The sequence below is a fragment of the Pseudomonas sp. JL3 genome, assembly GCF_031570575.1.
Lineage (GTDB): Bacteria > Pseudomonadota > Gammaproteobacteria > Pseudomonadales > Pseudomonadaceae > Aquipseudomonas > Aquipseudomonas cucumis.
In genome coordinates this window covers 1-16,615 of record NZ_JAKWJK010000036.1, presented here as the reverse complement: position 1 = coordinate 16,615, position 16,615 = coordinate 1, and the positions used below count along the sequence as shown (strand labels likewise).

At 61.4% G+C, this 16,615-nt stretch carries 10 protein-coding genes; 4 read left to right on the top strand and 6 right to left on the bottom strand.

Translation table 11 applies throughout. From position 1 onward, the window contains the following. From MMG91_RS28545 to MMG91_RS28535, 3 genes are all read right to left on the bottom strand, one after another. On the bottom strand, positions 1-2,109 hold a 2,109-nt coding region (locus tag MMG91_RS28545; RefSeq protein ID WP_405046569.1), incomplete at its 3' end, for a condensation domain-containing protein. A 342-nt stretch (positions 2,110-2,451) separates the two neighbouring features. Further along, positions 2,452-4,149, bottom strand: a complete 1,698-nt coding sequence (locus MMG91_RS28540; RefSeq protein WP_310661423.1) for a cyclic peptide export ABC transporter — start codon at positions 4,147-4,149, stop codon at positions 2,452-2,454. 198 nt (positions 4,150-4,347) lie between these two features. Beyond that, on the bottom strand, positions 4,348-5,409 hold the full coding sequence (locus MMG91_RS28535) for a TauD/TfdA family dioxygenase (RefSeq protein ID WP_310661422.1): 1,062 nt from the start codon (positions 5,407-5,409) through the stop codon (positions 4,348-4,350). Between the two features lie 337 nt (positions 5,410-5,746). Here MMG91_RS28535 and syrB1 point away from each other — a divergent pair, with 337 nt between their 5' ends. From syrB1 to syrC, 3 genes are read left to right on the top strand one after another with little or no spacing between them, the layout of a single operon-like run. Beyond that, the gene (syrB1, locus tag MMG91_RS28530) at positions 5,747-7,594 is read left to right on the top strand and encodes a syringomycin E biosynthesis L-threonine--[L-threonyl-carrier protein] ligase SyrB1 (RefSeq protein ID WP_310661421.1); all 1,848 of its coding nucleotides are present in this window, start codon (positions 5,747-5,749) and stop codon (positions 7,592-7,594) included. 17 nt (positions 7,595-7,611) lie between these two features. Beyond that, the gene (gene syrB2, locus MMG91_RS28525; protein ID WP_310661420.1) at positions 7,612-8,544 is read left to right on the top strand and encodes a syringomycin E biosynthesis L-threonyl-[L-threonyl-carrier protein] 4-chlorinase SyrB2; all 933 of its coding nucleotides are present in this window, start codon (positions 7,612-7,614) and stop codon (positions 8,542-8,544) included. A 60-nt stretch (positions 8,545-8,604) separates the two neighbouring features. Then, positions 8,605-9,813, top strand: a complete 1,209-nt coding sequence (syrC, locus tag MMG91_RS28520) for a syringomycin E biosynthesis aminoacyltransferase SyrC (protein WP_310661419.1) — start codon at positions 8,605-8,607, stop codon at positions 9,811-9,813. Between the two features lie 96 nt (positions 9,814-9,909). Here syrC and MMG91_RS28515 read toward each other — a convergent pair whose 3' ends face one another. From MMG91_RS28515 to MMG91_RS28505, 3 genes are all read right to left on the bottom strand, one after another. Further along, positions 9,910-10,521 carry an aspartyl/asparaginyl beta-hydroxylase domain-containing protein gene (locus tag MMG91_RS28515; protein ID WP_310661418.1) on the bottom strand — a complete coding sequence of 204 codons (612 nt, stop codon included), beginning with the start codon at positions 10,519-10,521 and terminating at the stop codon, positions 9,910-9,912. A gap of 158 nt (positions 10,522-10,679) precedes the next feature. Further along, positions 10,680-12,050, bottom strand: coding sequence for an MFS transporter (locus MMG91_RS28510; RefSeq protein WP_310661417.1), 1,371 nt, complete (start codon positions 12,048-12,050; stop codon positions 10,680-10,682). Further along, entirely contained in the window at positions 12,047-13,051 is a 1,005-nt protein-coding gene (locus MMG91_RS28505; RefSeq protein WP_310661416.1) for a cupin-like domain-containing protein, read from the bottom strand. Before MMG91_RS28505 ends, MMG91_RS28510 begins: the two co-directional genes overlap by 4 nt. Positions 13,052-13,418: 367 nt before the next feature. Here MMG91_RS28505 and MMG91_RS28500 point away from each other — a divergent pair. Beyond that, positions 13,419-16,615, top strand: a 3,197-nt coding sequence (locus tag MMG91_RS28500) for an amino acid adenylation domain-containing protein (protein WP_310661415.1), incomplete at its 3' end; no start/stop codon positions are given.

Below are 16,615 nucleotides of genomic sequence, written 5' to 3'. Positions count from 1 at the left end.
TGCGGGTTGAAGTCGAACCAGGGCTGCGTCGCCGAAAACAGCCGCGCGACATTGCGGTGTTCGACCATCACGCCTTTCGGCAGGCCGGTCGAACCCGAGGTGTAAATCACATACGCCAAGTGGTGCGAAGCCAGTGCGCGAACATCGGGATTGTGCTGTGGCTGTGCCGCGATACCCGCCGCCTCGGGCTGGTCGAGCAGTAACACCGGAACCTGCAGCGCCGGTAGCTGAACCTGCAACTGCGATTGAGTGAGCAAAGCGACCGGAGCACTGTCGTCGAGCATGAAGGCCAGACGCTCCCGGGGATAGGCCGGGTCCAGCGGCACATAGCCTGCGCCGGACTTCAAGATCCCCAGCAGGCCGACANAGCGCCGGTAGCTGAACCTGCAACTGCGATTGAGTGAGCAAAGCGACCGGAGCACTGTCGTCGAGCATGAAGGCCAGACGCTCCCGGGGATAGGCCGGGTCCAGCGGCACATAGCCTGCGCCGGACTTCAAGATCCCCAGCAGGCCGACAATCATGTCCAGACCGCGCTCGACACAGATCGCCACCCGATCATCCGGGCAAATCCCAAGGGCCAGCAGGCGGTGCGCCACCTGATTGGCACGGGCGTTGAGTGCGCCGTAGGTCAGTGTCCGGTCCTCATACACCACGGCCACCGCGTCAGGTTGCGCCGCTGCCCGGGCTTCGAACAGACCATGGATCGTGCAGTCATGCTCATACTGCGCGTCGGTCGCGTTCCACGCCTGGAACCTGAGTGCTTCGGCCGGCGTCGGCAGAATAAAACCCTGGATCGGTAACCCGTCATCGTTCAACCCCTGCTCCAGCACATGCTGGAAGCGGTCGGCCATCACCTCGATTTCACCTGTCTGGAAGTACGCTTCGTTGTAGATGCAGTGCAGCCAGGCGCTGTCGTCGTGCGGGTTGCTCCTGACATGAATGGCCAACGGCGTCTGCTCATGATTGTTCGAGCATTTCACCGGATGGGCCGGTGCCTCTCCAAACATGAACCGATGGTCGTCCGGCTCATAGGAGAACGATACGTCGAACAGCTGCGCGCGGTCGTCGCGCAGCAGCCCCAGCGAACGGTTCATATCGCTCAGGGGAAACCGCTGGTTGCGATAGTCCTGCTTGAGCGTACGCGCCACCCCACGCACCAGCTCGCCGAACGACAGATCAGCACTGAACTGCAGCCGCACGGCACTCACTTGGGTGAACAGCCCCAGGGTCTTTTTGAAGGTCGCGTTGGAGCGGTTCAGGATCGGCAGACCGATCACCAGCTCTTCGCGCTGGTTGGTACGGACAAAATAGACATACAGCGCCGCAAGCAGCACAGCGAAGCGCGACGATTGATGTGCCTGCGCCAAAGCGTCGACCCGTTCGTTCAACCCATGTTCATAGCGCCACGCGGCATGGCGGCTGGGAGCCATACGATTCGGGTAGCGATCGCGGTAACGCGCCACGAACAATGGCTCTGGCACATCCTGATATTTTTCCAGCCAATATTGCTGGTCACGGGCGAACCGAGGGGAGTCGCGATAGCGCGCATCGTCGTCGATGAACGCCACGTAAGACGGCGCCGACAGGTCAGGCAACCGGTCACTTTCCAGCGCACTGTAAAGCTCGCCGAGGGAGTCGAACATCACGCTGATGCCCCACCCGTCCAGGATGATGTGGTGAACGTGAGCGACGAAATAGAACGACGCTTCATCGAGTTTGAGCAGATAGAAGCGAAACAGCAGGCCCCCGTCCAGTGGAAGCACAATCTCCATTCGTTGCTGCATCCAGGCTTGCGCCGACGCCTGCGGGTCAGGCCGATCAGAAAAATCATGCAGTTCAACCGGGTGCGCCAGCACGTCTGCCAGCGTCTGCCTGGGCACCCCCTCTGCGCCGGCGTCAGAATGCAGTACCGTGCGCAGGGCATCGTGCTTTTTAATCAACAGGTCGACCGCCCGCTGGAAACGCTCGGGATCGAGAGTCCCCTTGATTTCGAGATAGCCACCGATGGTGTACAAGGGTGAATCGCCCCGGGTCATCTGGTCCAGCCAGATGTCCCTCTGGGCTGCCGTCAGGGGGTAGGTTTCTGAAAGTCGCAGAGGTTGATTCATGATCCGCTCTCCGACACATCCGCCATCAAGCCCAGCGGTTTTTCACGCCCCGGATGGGTCAACGCAAAGCCTGTTGCGACAACGTCGCCCACAGCACGAGCAAAGAAAAATTTCATACGTTCCTTCTCAGAGATTTGTCAGTGCTGCCCGGAACCAAAGCAACAGGCACGCCTGGGGTTGATGCAGGATCAATGAACGAGCGGATCGTCCTGGCGAGACATCGCACCCTGCAGAGGACTCGCCCCAGCGGGTTGACGGCGTGATGTCAGGCATCTTTCACAGGTTTGCAGACGTGTTGTCGCGACGACATCGCAAGCCAGACGATGCCGTCGAAGCGGTCGTTCAGGCTCGCTTGTCGCGGATTGCGCAGTTGATATCGGACACGATGTGCCCATCCGCCAACTTGATAATGCGATCGGCCAATTGGAAGTACTGGTCGTCATGGGTAATGATCAGCACCGTCTTGCCGCGACGTTTGAGGTCGGGCAGCAACTCTTCGTAGAAGAACTTCTTGAACGGCGGATCCTGGTCGGCAGCCCATTCGTCCAGCACATAGACCGGTCGGTCTTCCATGTACGCGCACACCAGCGCCAGGCGTTTCTGCTGGCCGTAAGACAGCGCCTTCATGGTTGAATAACCAAGCCCTTCGATCTTGATTTTGTCGGCCAGGCCCAGTGTCTCAAGGTACTTCTGAGCCAGTGCAGGGCTGCCGTCGTCTTCGTCGGGGCCGATGAGGCGGTTGAACAGATGAAAGTCAGAGAACACCGCGGAAAACAGATCGCGATAATCGCTTCGGCTTTCTTCGGTAATCGTTGTGCCGTCGAGCAGCACCTCACCGCTCTGCGGGATATAGAGCCCGCAGATCACCTTGGCCAGGGTGCTTTTGCCGCACCCGTTGCCACCCACGATGTAGATCAACTCACCCGCTTGCACGCTCAGGTCGATAGGCCCCAGGGAGAAGCCGGTCGCTGCGTGCAGGTCCTGATAATGCATCCGCACGCCTTTCAACTCGATGCTGTCCCAGGACTTCTTGTGGTCCAGCAGCGGCACGCTGGGCTCTTCGACACCGACGGGTTCCGGGTGTGGGTCGTTGATCGCGAAACCGAACTCCGCCAGGCGCGTACAGGCGATACGACCTTGCGCCAGCACCGGCATCGCCCCCACCAACAATGAAAGCGGCCCCATGATGTACAAAACGGCCAGCACGCTGGCGGTCATGACTTTCGGATCGAGCGCACTGACCAGTGGCGCGGCAAACAGCAGGCAACCGATCAACAGCGACAGGGTGAACTGCCCGACGTTGTCCGCCGCGGTGTACCACAGGCGCTCAATAAAGTTGTAGCGCGCCACTCGCGTAGAGGACGCCTCAATGGCGGAGCGACCGAACCAGCGACGCCGGATGCCATTGAGCTTCAGTTCCTTCAAGCCGAACACCAGCGCATGGGTGTATTCGTTGAACGAGGTAAATTCGTCCCGTACCCGGCTGGTATACCTGACGCCACTGACAAAGAAGAACAGGTAAAGTCCCACCCCCAAAATCATCAGCGAAAGGGTCAAGGCAAGGACCACCCACGACAGGTAAGCCAGGTAGGCAATACCGAACAGAAACACCGCCGCCTCGACCAGTACCGTGGGCATGACCACGAGTGTCGTATTCAGCTGCGGAATATCGTTGGTCAGCATGGTCAGCACATTGGGCGGACCGCGCCGGTCAACTTCTTCCAGCGGCGTGGCGAGAATTTTTCGGCACAGCGCGATGCGCAACCGCGTCATGATCCGCATGCTGGCATAGGCCGGAAACAGCGCTGCGCCATTGCGGAAAATTAGCGCCACGGCGCTCAGCCCGATAAACCAGTACAAGGCATCCATGCGAGAGCCTTCATTGTGAATAGCCTGGTTGATCACATTCACCACCGCGATCGACGCTACCCCGCTGATGATGCCGGTAATCAACGTGAAGATCGTCAGCCAGGGGTGATTGCGCCACAGCAGGCGCATGACGGAGCCCGGCTTGGACTTCTTCGCTTTCTTGTCTTTCATTGATTGCTATCCTCAAATGGACTCGCGACAGGGCACTGCCGGTTGTGGTCTCGCCGGCCGATGGCCTTTTTGCAATCGCTGTGTGTGGCGCAGGCTTCGTTGCCCCAGGATCGTGCAGGCATCAAGTGTACGTATCGCGACTGGAACCGCTGTCCCGGATTGCCGGTACAAAACAGCAATCTTTGTTAAACAGCGTGGTCATGCTGGCTGCCAGACGTCGCCCCTGGCGGTCATCTCACCCATGGCCACGACGATAAGGCGCGGTTCTTCGTAAGGGTCACGTGCATGCGCGGTCAGCATGTTGTCGAGCATGACCACATCACCCTTGCGCCAGGCGAACCTGACCGCACAGGCCTCGTAGGCTTGGCCAAGCAACGCCATGATGTCGTCTTCTATCAGCGTCCCGTCGCCGTAGCTGACGGTGCGCGGCAGGCGATCGGCGCCGAACATATCGAGCAGGTCTTCGCGCATTTCCTCCCCGAGGCAAAACGGATGATGCAGCTGCAGCTGGTTGAAGAACGCCCGTTCCCCGGTGAGTGGATGACGGATCACCGCCGGGCAGCGGGTGCGCACTTGCAGGGTTTCGCCGTCGAGCCATTCAAAGTCGGTGCCCTGTTCACGGCAGCGCTGTTCGACAGCGGCCCGGTCGGTGGTCCCGAAGAACGACTCCCAACTCGGCTCGACGCCCGAGGTGAAGGTGCGGCTGTACATCAGCCCCTTGTGTTCGAAACGCGCGACGACTTCTGCGGGCAAGCACTGCAACACTTGCCGGATGTCGGCCAGCGGCGTCGCGCCACCGACCCGTGATGGCTGCTCGCAAAAAAACCATTGCTTGCGCGGCCAGCTTTCCAGGTGCGAGCTCTCGTTGTGATACAGGATCATCTCGCGCTCGGGATAAGGCGTGGAGCGATAGACATTACGCCCGCCCTCTTTCTTCGGCAGGTCGCCATAACTGCCATGCAGCCCGGGCGACAAGGCTTCGGCAAACGCCTCGAAGGCTGGCACCGAACCGAGGTCAAAGCCGCGAAACAGCACGGCCCCGTGGCGACACAGCAATGCCTCGATCGCCTCGCGACGTGTGGCGGCCCACAGCACCGGATCCAGCCCATGGCTGATCGGCTCGATGACTACCGGCAAACTCAAACCGGCGGCCAGCAACGACAACCTCACCGATTCGTCGCGTCCCTGATCGGGCCAGGCCAGCGAATCCGGCATCCCGTCATCGGGCATGACGGGCGTAGCGTTAGTTTGAAGACTCATGAATAACTCCTGAACCACAGATCCTCACGTCCACGTCGTACGGGGCAAAACCAATACGCCCCACCATCGGCCAAGGATAAAAGCACCGATCCACGGTGCTGTCTGGCACCGCAATCCGGGACAGACGTCACCGACCCCGACAGCCAATCCGCCCCGAAGACGGTTTGTCCCCATTTCCCGCGACAGACGCAGGCACGAAGTCGGTGCTGAAATGCGGCAACTGCGGATTGCCCCGGCTCTTCGAACGAATCCCGTGGGCCGCAGCGATGTCTCGAGTGCAACAGGTTTCGCAAACGCGAAAATGTGCTGCACCTGGCAATTAACAGGAGCGTTAGTCATGCCGATCAAGAACACTGGCGGAACGGTTATCACCGCGCCAGCCCCCCTCACCTCCGGTGCTTTCCTGCATGAAATATTCAGCGCCCGGGCGCGTGAATTCCCTGAGCGCACGGCGGTGTCCGACGCCACTCGCGCATTGAGTTATGCAGAACTCGATGCGGTTTCGTCGAAGCTGGCGGCCAGGTTGCGTCACGAAGGCGTCAAGGACGGTACGCTGGTCGGGATGTGCCTGACACGCGGCGTCGAACTGGTCATCAGCCTGTTGGGCATCCTCAAGGCCGGCGGCGCGTATGTCCCGGTCGATCCGCAATACCCTGGCAAACGGGTCGAACACATCGTGCGCGACAGTGGCGTCAGTCTGGTGATCGGCGATCGCGCGAACCTGCCGCAAACCCCGTCCCTGCGTGTCCTGCCCCTCGCTGATTTGTTGTCCGCCCCGGCGCTGGAATTGACCACCGATGGCGACCGCCGCTCCCCCGACGATGCGCCGGCCTACGTCATCTACACCTCCGGCTCCACCGGTGAGCCCAAGGGCGTACTGGTGGCGCACGGTAACGTCAGTCGTCTGCTGGAAAGCACGCAACGAGCGTTCGCCTTCACCGAAAACGACATCTGGTCAATGTTCCATTCCATCGGTTTTGATTTCTCGGTCTGGGAAATCTGGGGCGCCCTGGCTCATGGTGGTCACGTTGCCGTGGTGCCTTACGATGTGTCTCGCTCGCCCGGTGCCATGCGCCAATGGCTGGTCGATCAGCGCGTGACCGTGTTGAGCCAGACACCATCGGCCTTCCGTGGTCTCGATGATGCCGACCGCCAGGCCAGCGCCCCTCTGACCCTGCGTTATGTGGTTTTCGGTGGCGAGGCGTTGCCGGCCACGGTGCTGCGCCCATGGGTCGAACGTCATGGCGACCAGAAGCCGGCGTTGATCAACATGTACGGCATCACCGAAGCCACCGTTCACACCACTTACAAACGCGTGCTGGGCCAGGACCTGGAAAGCGCCGCGATGGTTTCAATCGGCGCCCCGCTGGATGGCTGGCGTCTGCATTTGCTCGATGCCGATCAGCTGCCGGTAGCTCAGGGCACCGCCGGCGAGCTGTACATCGAAGGCGCCGGCGTTGCCCAGGGATACCTGCAGCGCTCAGCCCTGAACGCCGAACGCTTCGTGCAGTTACCGGGCACCTCGATCCGCACCTACCGCACCGGCGACCTGCTGGTGCTGGGTGATGACGGCGAGTATCGCTACGCAGGCCGTTGCGATGAGCAATTGAAGATTCGCGGTTTCCGGATCGAACCGGGCGAAGTCGAAGCCTGCCTGCAAACCAGCCCGGCGGTGGCCGCCGCACACGTGAGCGCCCACGATTACGGCGATGGCGACTGGCGCCTGATCACCTATGTGGTCCCCACCCACGGCGTGGACGCCTGGACCGAACAGACCCGTAGCGAAGTCGCCACCTTGATGGCCGACAACCTGCCGGATTACATGCGCCCTTCGGCCTACATTGCATTGGCGCGGTTGCCGGTCACGGCCCACGGCAAGATCGACAAAAGCCTGCTGCCCTCGCCCGACTCGGTCCCCGCGACCGCCCACCCCGCCAGCGAACCGGGACTCACCGAGCATGAGCAGTTCGTGCTCAAGGTCTGGTCCGAAGATATCGGTTTGAAAAGCATTGGCCTGAACGATGACTTCTTCGATTTCGGCGGCACTTCCCTGGCCTTGATCCGCTCCCTGAGCACGTTCAAGACGCGCTACCAAATCAACCTGGACCCCGGCGTCCTGGCGGACGGCGCGACAGCCAAAGTGCTGGCCGGCTGCATTCAACGCTCCCTTGTTCAAGCCCATTGACCGAAAAGGAAAAGCCCATGAGTAAGCAGTTCGCTTTAACCAAAGAACAACGCGCGTCCTTCGAGAAGAACGGTTTTATCGGTCCTTTCGATGCCTACTCGCCAGAAGAAATGAAAGAGACCTGGAAACGCACCCGCCTGCGCCTGCTCGACCGCAGCGCCGCGGCCTACCAGGATCTGGACGCCATCTCCGGCGCGACCAACATCGCCAACTATGATCGCCACCTGGACGACGACTTCCTCGCCAGCCACATCTGCCGTCCGGAAATCTGCGACCGTGTGGAAAGCATTCTGGGCCCGGACGTGCTGTGCTGGCGCACCGAGTTCTTCCCCAAATACCCGGGTGATGAAGGCACTGACTGGCACCAGGCCGACACGTTTGCCAATGCCTCGGGCAAGCCGCAGATCATCTGGCCGGAAAACGAAGAGTTCGGCGGCACCATTACCGTCTGGACCGCGTTCACCGACGCCAACATTGCCAACGGTTGCCTGCAATTCATTCCCGGCACCCAGAACAGCATGAACTACGACGAAACCAAGCGCATGAGCTATGCCCCCGACACCAACAACTCGGTGGTCAAGGATGGCGTCAGACGCGGGTTCTTCGGCTACGACTATCGCCAGCTGCAGATCGACGAGAACTGGAAACCCGATGAAGAGGCCGCCGTACCCATGCAGATGAAGGCTGGCCAGTTCATCATTTTCTGGTCGACCCTGATGCACGCCTCCTACCCCCACAGCGGCGAGTCCCAGGACATGCGTATGGGCTTCGCCTCGCGCTATGTGCCGTCGTTCGTGAAGATCTACCCGGACTCCGATCACATCGAGGAATACGGCGGACGTATCAGCCTTGAGAAGTACGGCGCGGTTCAGGTAATCGGCGATACGACCCCGGAATACAACCGCCTCGTCACCCACACCACTCGCGGCAAAAAATTCGAAGCGGTCTGATCCCTTCAATGCCATACGACAGTTGGCATGCGCAACGTGCCCGACAGGAGTCCCCAATCCATGACTTTTTCCACCGACGCAGCCACGCGCCTGTGTGAGACCGTGAGGATGCTTAGGCACCTTGCCATCCATCTGCCCGATCCTATCTGCCTGAGCTTTCTCGCTCAGGGAAATAACCCGCTACCCGAGCAGGCTTCCCCCAGCGTGAGGGCCACAGAAAGGGCGGTCAATGCCGCCCTTGCACGGATTGGCGTCCGCACCGTGCAGTACCTGCACAATGCCGAGGCGCAACTGTCGTCCTTTGAGATATTTATCAGCAAGAAAATCTGCGAGGCGCTCGATTATACCTATGACCGCTTCGACGATGTCGAAAGCGTCAAGGCGTTCGGGCGGCTGATCAGACATTTCGACTTCAGCGGTGCAGTGCCAGAGGTCGAGGCATTGCACCTGATTACCCGTGATCATGTGGCGTTGTCGGTCCATGCCAGCGGGAACCGGCAGCGTCCGGCCATCGTCCTGGCACTGCCCTGCGGCATGCCCTTCGACCTGTGCCGCGACTGGTTCAATGCCCTGAGCGAGCGGTTCTTCGTCGTCACCTGGGAAACCCGCGGGCTGTTCGGTTCCTGCACGACCTTCGACCAGATAGCGGTGGATACCGACGCCCAGGTCGGTGACCTGATCAACGTGATGAATCATTACCAGATAACGACCGCGCACGTGATGGGTATCTGCGGCGGTGCAGTGATCGCCCTCAGCGCGGCCGCCGCCCACAGTACTCGGGTGAAGTCCCTGAGCCTGTGGCACGGTGACTACAACCTGGGCGACGACACCCTGCGCACCCAGCACCAGCAGAATTTCGAATGGCTGATGGAGGCCGCAGCCCTGGACCGCAATGAGGCCAGCGATTTACAGGCGTTGTTCCTGGATCAGGCGACACTGGCGACCATTCCGGAATCGATTGCCCATGCCGCGCTCTACCCTTACGTCAATCCGGAACTGTTCTACCGCTATGCGCGACTCAACGACGCACTGAACAAGACCGAGCTGCAGTCGCGGCTGGCGCAGATTTCGGTACCGACCCTGGTGGTCGCCGGCGACGCCGATGAAACCACCCACATCGGAGGTTCTCGGCACATCGCTCAGTCCATCAGTGACGCGACACTGCACGTGGAACGCAACGGTAGCCACCTGGCGTTCTTCGAGTCTACCCAACGCTCGAAACAGACCGCCTTTCGCTTCCTCGAGTTGACCGAACCGGCTGTTGTCTGACCCCCCGCCAACCTTCCCTCCAGACCCCGGGCGATCACCCGGGGTTGAGGGTTTCCTTTAAAAATCGCAGCATGAATTGAACGTCTCTGTCTTACGTCAGGCGACCATGTGTTTTTCGCGATGGAACTCGAGGTACAGCACGGTGCGGTGAGCCCTGGAGGCGTTGACCGCGAAGTGGTCGAGCGAGCCGTCGAAGATCACCAGGTTGCCATTGGTACTTTGGTTGAAACTGCCGTTGACGTTGAGGTAGGCGTAGTTCTGGGTAGTGGGCGCATCGATGGTCAACTGCATATGCAGCAGGCCTTCTTCCCAGGTGCCGGTGTGGGAATGGGTGCCGAGGAAAACATTGGGTTCCATGCGCAACAAGGCACAGAGTTTAATCCCGGGAATCTTGCTCAACAGCTCGAGGGTTCCCGGCATGGCGGCGCGAGCGTAGGGGATTGGCGTGTCATAGGCGACCAGGCCGTATTGCGTCCATTCGGGCATGACGTCCATGTCGTCGCCCCACCCCCAGAGCCAGCCATATTCACCACCGGCCTCCACGTGCGCGGCGACTTCATCGACGATCTCGGTGATCGACTTGCCCACACGGTTGATGGTCAGGGTCGGTGCATCGAGGGCGAGAAATTCCTGGCGAATCACTTCCCAGTTGTCGGCAAGGTTTTTCAATTGCGGAAAGCGGCTGGGTTCATAAAACGACGGACGCATAGGTGCTCCTTTTATCGAGGGTTGTCGGCTCAGATGACGATGCGAGCGCAGTCCTGCCATACCCGCGACGCGGGCGCGGCAGAAAGAGCTGCAAAGGTTGACCCAACAGCCCCGGCCTGTCTGTCACGGGAATCCGGTACAACAGGCCGGGCCAGGTCTCACAGGGCGTCGACCTGAGGGCTGTCGGATGCCCGTACGGCGGTAGCCTGCGGTTGTTCTCTGTCCAGGCGGCGCATCGGCCCGTAGAGCAAGACACTCAGGGACATGAGCGCAAAAAGCGCACCCGCCACCACGAACAGCATCCCCACGCCCCGCCCCGCGCCCACCCCCAGCCAGCGACCGATCGACTCGGCGTAGAGGCCGCCCGGCACCAAGGCCGGCTGGAACCAGTGATCGACCAGCAAACCGCCGCCGAAGACCGCCAGGCTGGTGGTGGCAATGGTCAACATGCTGATCAGCGCAAACACACTGGCGCGGCTGCCGGCGGGAATCTTGCGCATCCACAGTGAGTTCACGCTGGCATCGGCGACACTCGCCGCCGTGATGGCGACGAAGGCCAGAGCGCAGTAGGCAAAGGCTTGCGAGACCACCCCCATGGCGATGATGCAGACCGACAACAACACATCGGCCACCGCCACCAGCGCCATCAACCGTCGCGGGTTCCCCATGGAAATCAACAGCCCCGCACCGGACAACCCGCCCAGGGCCGCCCAGGTGTAGGCCATCCCCAGGGTCTGGCTGCCCAGAGTGGACAGCAGCAACGGCGTCATCATCAGCGTCGCCAGCGATAACAGTGCGCTGCGCACCATGGTGTAAACCAGCAATCCGGCCATGAGGTGTCCGGCGGCAAAGAAATTCAGCGCCGCGACAATATTGCCCAGCGCGCCACGAAACACCGACCCCTTGCCGGCGCTGTCGTGATGCGCCGGTGCCAGCCGCACATGGGAAAACGCCTTGATCACCAGTAACGTGCCGGAACAAAAGGTCATCAGGTCCACGGCCAGAATCGTCACCAGCCCGGCCTTGGCCATGATCGCCCCCGCCAACAGTGGAGCCACCAACGCCGAAGCATTCTTGCTGATACTCATCAGTCCCGAGGCGCGGGTGAATTTTTCCGGGGCGACAATCGAATTGACGGCCGCTTGATACGCCGGTTTGCGGAAGGCGCCGACTATCGAGGCCAGGCAATTGAAGATGTACAGGTGCAGCGGCTCCAGGCGGTCGAACCAAAGCAGCGCCATGACTCCGAAGAGCAGCAGCGCCAGGCTCACATCGCAACAGACAATGATGACCCGGTGGCTGATCCGGTCGGCCAGCCCTCCCGCCAACGGCAGAAACAGAACCGCCGGCAACGTCGCCGCCAGCACCACGTTGGCGAAGGCCACCGCCGAACCTGTGTGGGTATAGACCCAGACGCCGAGGGCGAACTCCATCAGCGCCGTACCCACGACCGCCAGAGACTCACCGCACCAGAGAAAATAGAAACTGCGTCCCAGATCGAATTGCCGTTGGCCGCTCTTGAGGCTCATTGACGCACATCGCGGGGCGTACCGGCACCGAGCAGTTTATGCACCAGCCGATAGGCCAGGGAATAAGCCACCGCGCCGAACACCACCGGTGCATAACGGGAAAACAGATAGGTCCGTAACACCCGCCTGGCGATGGGCGAGCGGATGTCACCACTGACATGCAAAGGCGTCGGGAACGTCGCCGCGACAGTGACGCCGAATTCATCGTCCATCGATTGCACCGCATGCCACCAGTAAACCGGGATGTACAGCGCATCACCCGGTTCAACCACCGTGCGCAACGCATGCAAGCCCCGGGTGCCGGGGAAACGCCGGGTGTCGATGTCGTACAGGTAGCCGGCCTCTTCAATCACCGGCTGCAACGCCCGCCAACTGGTCTCGTCCGGCGGCAGCAGCAGGACTTCCTTGGCGCCGACCACTTGAGCCATGAACGTCTCATCGGTGACATGGAAATGCCAATCGGTGTAGGAGTTGCGGTACAGGAAACTGCGATGGGGGGGATAGTGACGCGACTTGCTCAGTTGCGGCATGAACGGCAGGCCGCCGACGTCCTCCTTCATCTGCTCAATGGCCGAGCCTTCGGAAAAACGACAGCTGTCGGCCACCAGCGGAGCATGACCTTCACTCAGACCGTCAAGAAACTCATGGAACGGCATTTCCCGGTAGACCGTGTTTGCATACTCGGTCAACTCGGCCTTGACCTTAGGGTTCGACCAACCGATGACCTCCGAAACGATCTGTGAACGCACCACCACGGCACTGTTGCGCGAATGGGCCTTGAGGTAGTCCAGTCGGTTCCACTTATGGAAGGCTGGCCAATGCCGCACGGCATTTTTGATCAGGCAGGGACGGTTGCGATTGACGTACTGGCGGGTGAACTCCTCTCTGGAAATCGTCAGCGCATCGATCACTTCGACCGGCCCGGCCTGGGGGTGATTGGGAAAGCGGGACAGGCTCCAGAACTTTGACGCTGGGCGATTCGATTCGTCTATCAGTGGCATTTTCGACCCTCGCAAGCACACTCAGGGCCGTTGGTATAACAGACTCGCGCAACCGCGCCCAAGCGCCGCAAAGCCCCGTTCTTCGCTGTTGTCCCTGCTTCCCATGACAGACATCCCGCGCCGGATGCTCTAATTTTTTCTCACTTTGTGGAAGGACATCGGCGCAACCGGACGGTAGGGCGGCCCATCGACATGCCGCGACGCCGCCCCAATCGACCTCATCGCACCAGGTGTTTGTTCGCAGCCACGATGCCTTTCCCCACGACTTTTTTTCGTCCCGCCGATTTGCAGTCGCCCAAGCCTTCACGCACCGCTGCCCTTCGACCGGAGACGAACCTCATTTGACTCTGCAAGCAGGTGCCCCGAAATGGATTCGTCGACCGATATGTTGCCCACGCAAGACTCCGCGTCCCACGAACTGGCCTCGGTCCAACAGGGCATCTGGCTTGATCAGATCGCACACCCGGACCTGCCCTACTACAACATCGGCATGTCTCTGGAAATCAGGGGCGAGATCGATATTGCGCTGTTCGAGAAAGCCATCGAACTGGTCGCCAACCGCCACGATGCCTTGCGTCTGAGCTTCAGCCACGAAGGCGGAATCGGTCGGCAACGGGTCCTGCCCCAAGTCAAATTGAAACTGCAAGTGGTGGAGTTTTCCGAGGCCGACGACGATGCCGGGCTGGCCATGGAACACCTGCGCGACGCCTTCCGCCAGCCGTTCGAGTCGCTGACCGGACAGCTTTGGGAAGCGCGCATGATCCGTTGCGGCGCGGACCGTCACTATTGGCTCAACCGCTACCACCATCTGGTCACCGACGGCATCGGCGTGGCGCTGATCGGCCATGCCGTGGGCGCCGCCTACAACGCCCTGCTGGCCGGTAATGACGACGTTGCCGAAGGGCCTTCCTATCTGTCGTTCCTCGACGAAGACCGGGCTTACCTGCAGTCGTCCCGCTATGAGCGCGACCGCCTGTTCTGGCAGGAAACCTATGCACAATTGCCGCCGCCTCTACTGCAACGCCGGGCCGATTTCAAAACCGGCCAGGCCAACCAACTGGCGCCCAGCGCCCAGGTCCAGGCCATGCTTCCCCGGGCACTGTACAACGCCCTGACGCAATTTGCCGGCGAACGCAGCCTGTCCGTGGCCCATGTGCTGATCAGCGTGGTCGGCACCTATTTCTGCCGGACCGTGGGGGTCGATGAAATCGTCATCGGCATGCCGGTTCACAACCGCACCACCGCCCGGGCAAAGGCCACCGCGGGAATGTTTTCTTCGGTCAGCCCGATTCGCTTGCCGGTCGATCCCCAGGCCTCGCTGCTGGAGCTGATGCACACCGCTGGCGGGCAGTTGCGCCGCTGCTACCGTCATCAGCGCTTCCCCATCGCCGAACTCAACCGCAGCCTGCGTCTGGCGCAAACCGGGCGTCGGCAACTGTTTGACATCTCGCTGTCGTTCGAAAGCCTGGACGGTGACGATCAGTTCGGCGGCACCTCGTCCCGGGTGATCACAATGGACAACGGCTACGAGCAGACGCCCATGGCGATCTTCGTGCGCGATTACCACCCGTTCGAAGACGTGCACCTGGACTTCAACTTCAACACCGCCTATTTCAGCCTTGAAGAAGCCCGGCACTTGCAACAGCGCATTGTCTCGATGCTCGAAGCGGTGCTGGAGGGCTATGACACGCCGGTCGGGCACTTCCCGCTCATGAGCCAGGCCGAGCAGCAGCGCCTGCAAGTCGAGTTCAATGCCACTGCCCGTGAGTACCCCCGGGATGTGCTGATCCACACATTGTTCGAGCAGCAGGCCGAGCTGCGCCCTCACGCCTGTGCCGTGCGCGGCGACTCCGGGCCGTTGCTCAGTTACGGGCAGCTCAATCGCCAGGCCAATCAGCTCGCCCACCGCCTGATCGCGCTCGGCGTTGAGCCGGATGCCCGGGTGGCCGTGTGCCTCAAGCGCGGCCCGGAAATGGTTGTCGCGCTACTGGGAATTCTCAAGGCCGGCGGCGCCTACGTGCCGATCGACCCGGACCTGCCGAGCGCGCGCCAGGCCTTCATGCTCAGCGACAGCGCCCCTCGGGCGGTGCTCAGTTGCCACGAGCTGCTGGACCATCTGCCACCGTTGAACGTCCCGTTGCTGGCCATTGATCGCGACGCCGATGATCATGCGCAACTGGCCGCGCAACCGGAGCACAACCCGGACCCGCAGGCCCTGGGCCTCACGCCGACGCACCTGGCCTACGTGCTCTACACCTCGGGCTCCACCGGTACCCCCAAAGGGGTGATGAATGAACACCTCGGCGTGGTCAACCGCCTACTGTGGGCGCGAGACGAATACCGCGTCGACGCCAACGACCGGGTATTGCAAAAGACCCCGTTCGGTTTCGACGTGTCGGTGTGGGAGTTTTTCCTGCCATTGCTGGCCGGTGCCGAACTGGTCATGGCGCGCCCGGGTGGCCATCAGGAGCCGGACTACCTCACCCGACTGATGCGCCACGCGGGAATCACGATGCTGCACTTTGTGCCGTCGATGCTCGACTTGTTTCTGGAACACCACGACACCCAGGGTTTCCCCGACCTGCGTCGGGTGTTATGCAGTGGCGAAGCCCTGCCCCGTAGCCTGCAACGACGCTTCGAACAGCAACTGGCGGGGATCGAGTTGCATAACCTGTACGGCCCGACCGAGGCTGCCATCGATGTGACCGCCTGGCAATGCCGCCCCAGTGATCCCGGCGAAACCGTGCCCATCGGCAGACCGATTGCCAACATCCAGATGCATGTGCTGGATGCTCGTGGCGAACCACTGCCGCTGGGTGTGGCCGGGGAAATCCACATCGGTGGCATCGGGGTGGCTCGAGGTTACCTGAACCAGCCTGAACTGAGCGCCGAACGCTTTATCGTCGATCCGTTCAGCAGTGCCCCGAACGCACGCCTGTACAAGACCGGCGACCTCGGCCGCTGGCTGGCCAGCGGTGCTCTGGAGTACCTGGGGCGTAACGACTTCCAGGTGAAAATTCGCGGTTTGCGCATCGAGATCGGTGAAGTCGAAGCCGCCCTGGCGCTGTGCCCCGGTGTTCGTGAAGTGGTGGTGATCGCCCGGGAGGACAACCCAGAGCAACCGGACAACAAACGCCTGGTGGCCTACCTGTGCGGCCAACCGGCCAGCGCCGAACAGTTGCGCAGCGAACTACTCAAGCACCTGCCCGAATACATGGTGCCCAGCGCCTTCGTGCACCTCGACGCCCTGCCCCTCACCGCCAACGGCAAACTTGACCGCCGGGCCCTGCCCGCACCGGGCCAAGAGTCCCTGGCCAACAGGGCCTACGAGGCGCCCCAGGGCGACACCGAAATCGCCATCGCCGGGATCTGGCAAACCCTGCTCGGCCTGGAGCAGGTCGGGCGCCATGATGGTTTCCTCGAGCTCGGCGGCCACTCGCTGCTCACCGTGCAATTGCAGGCGCGTCTGCACCAGAACCTCGGCGTCGAGATCGACCTGCGCACGCTGTTTGCCCAGACGTCCTTGAGCACCCTGGCCCAGCAGGTGGAACAGGCCAGCCAGTC

Excerpts from the sequence above, each read along its gene's own strand:
- MMG91_RS28540 (WP_310661423.1), bottom strand. The coding sequence starts at position 4,149 with ATGAAAGACAAGAAAGCGAAGAAGTCCAAGCCGGGCTCCGTCATGCGC.
- MMG91_RS28535 (WP_310661422.1), bottom strand. The coding sequence starts at position 5,409 with ATGAGTCTTCAAACTAACGCTACGCCCGTCATGCCCGATGACGGGATG.
- syrB1 (WP_310661421.1), top strand. The coding sequence starts at position 5,747 with ATGCCGATCAAGAACACTGGCGGAACGGTTATCACCGCGCCAGCCCCC.
- syrB2 (WP_310661420.1), top strand. The coding sequence starts at position 7,612 with ATGAGTAAGCAGTTCGCTTTAACCAAAGAACAACGCGCGTCCTTCGAG.
- syrC (WP_310661419.1), top strand. The coding sequence starts at position 8,605 with ATGACTTTTTCCACCGACGCAGCCACGCGCCTGTGTGAGACCGTGAGG.
- MMG91_RS28515 (WP_310661418.1), bottom strand. The coding sequence starts at position 10,521 with ATGCGTCCGTCGTTTTATGAACCCAGCCGCTTTCCGCAATTGAAAAAC.
- MMG91_RS28510 (WP_310661417.1), bottom strand. The coding sequence starts at position 12,050 with ATGAGCCTCAAGAGCGGCCAACGGCAATTCGATCTGGGACGCAGTTTC.
- MMG91_RS28505 (WP_310661416.1), bottom strand. The coding sequence starts at position 13,051 with ATGCCACTGATAGACGAATCGAATCGCCCAGCGTCAAAGTTCTGGAGC.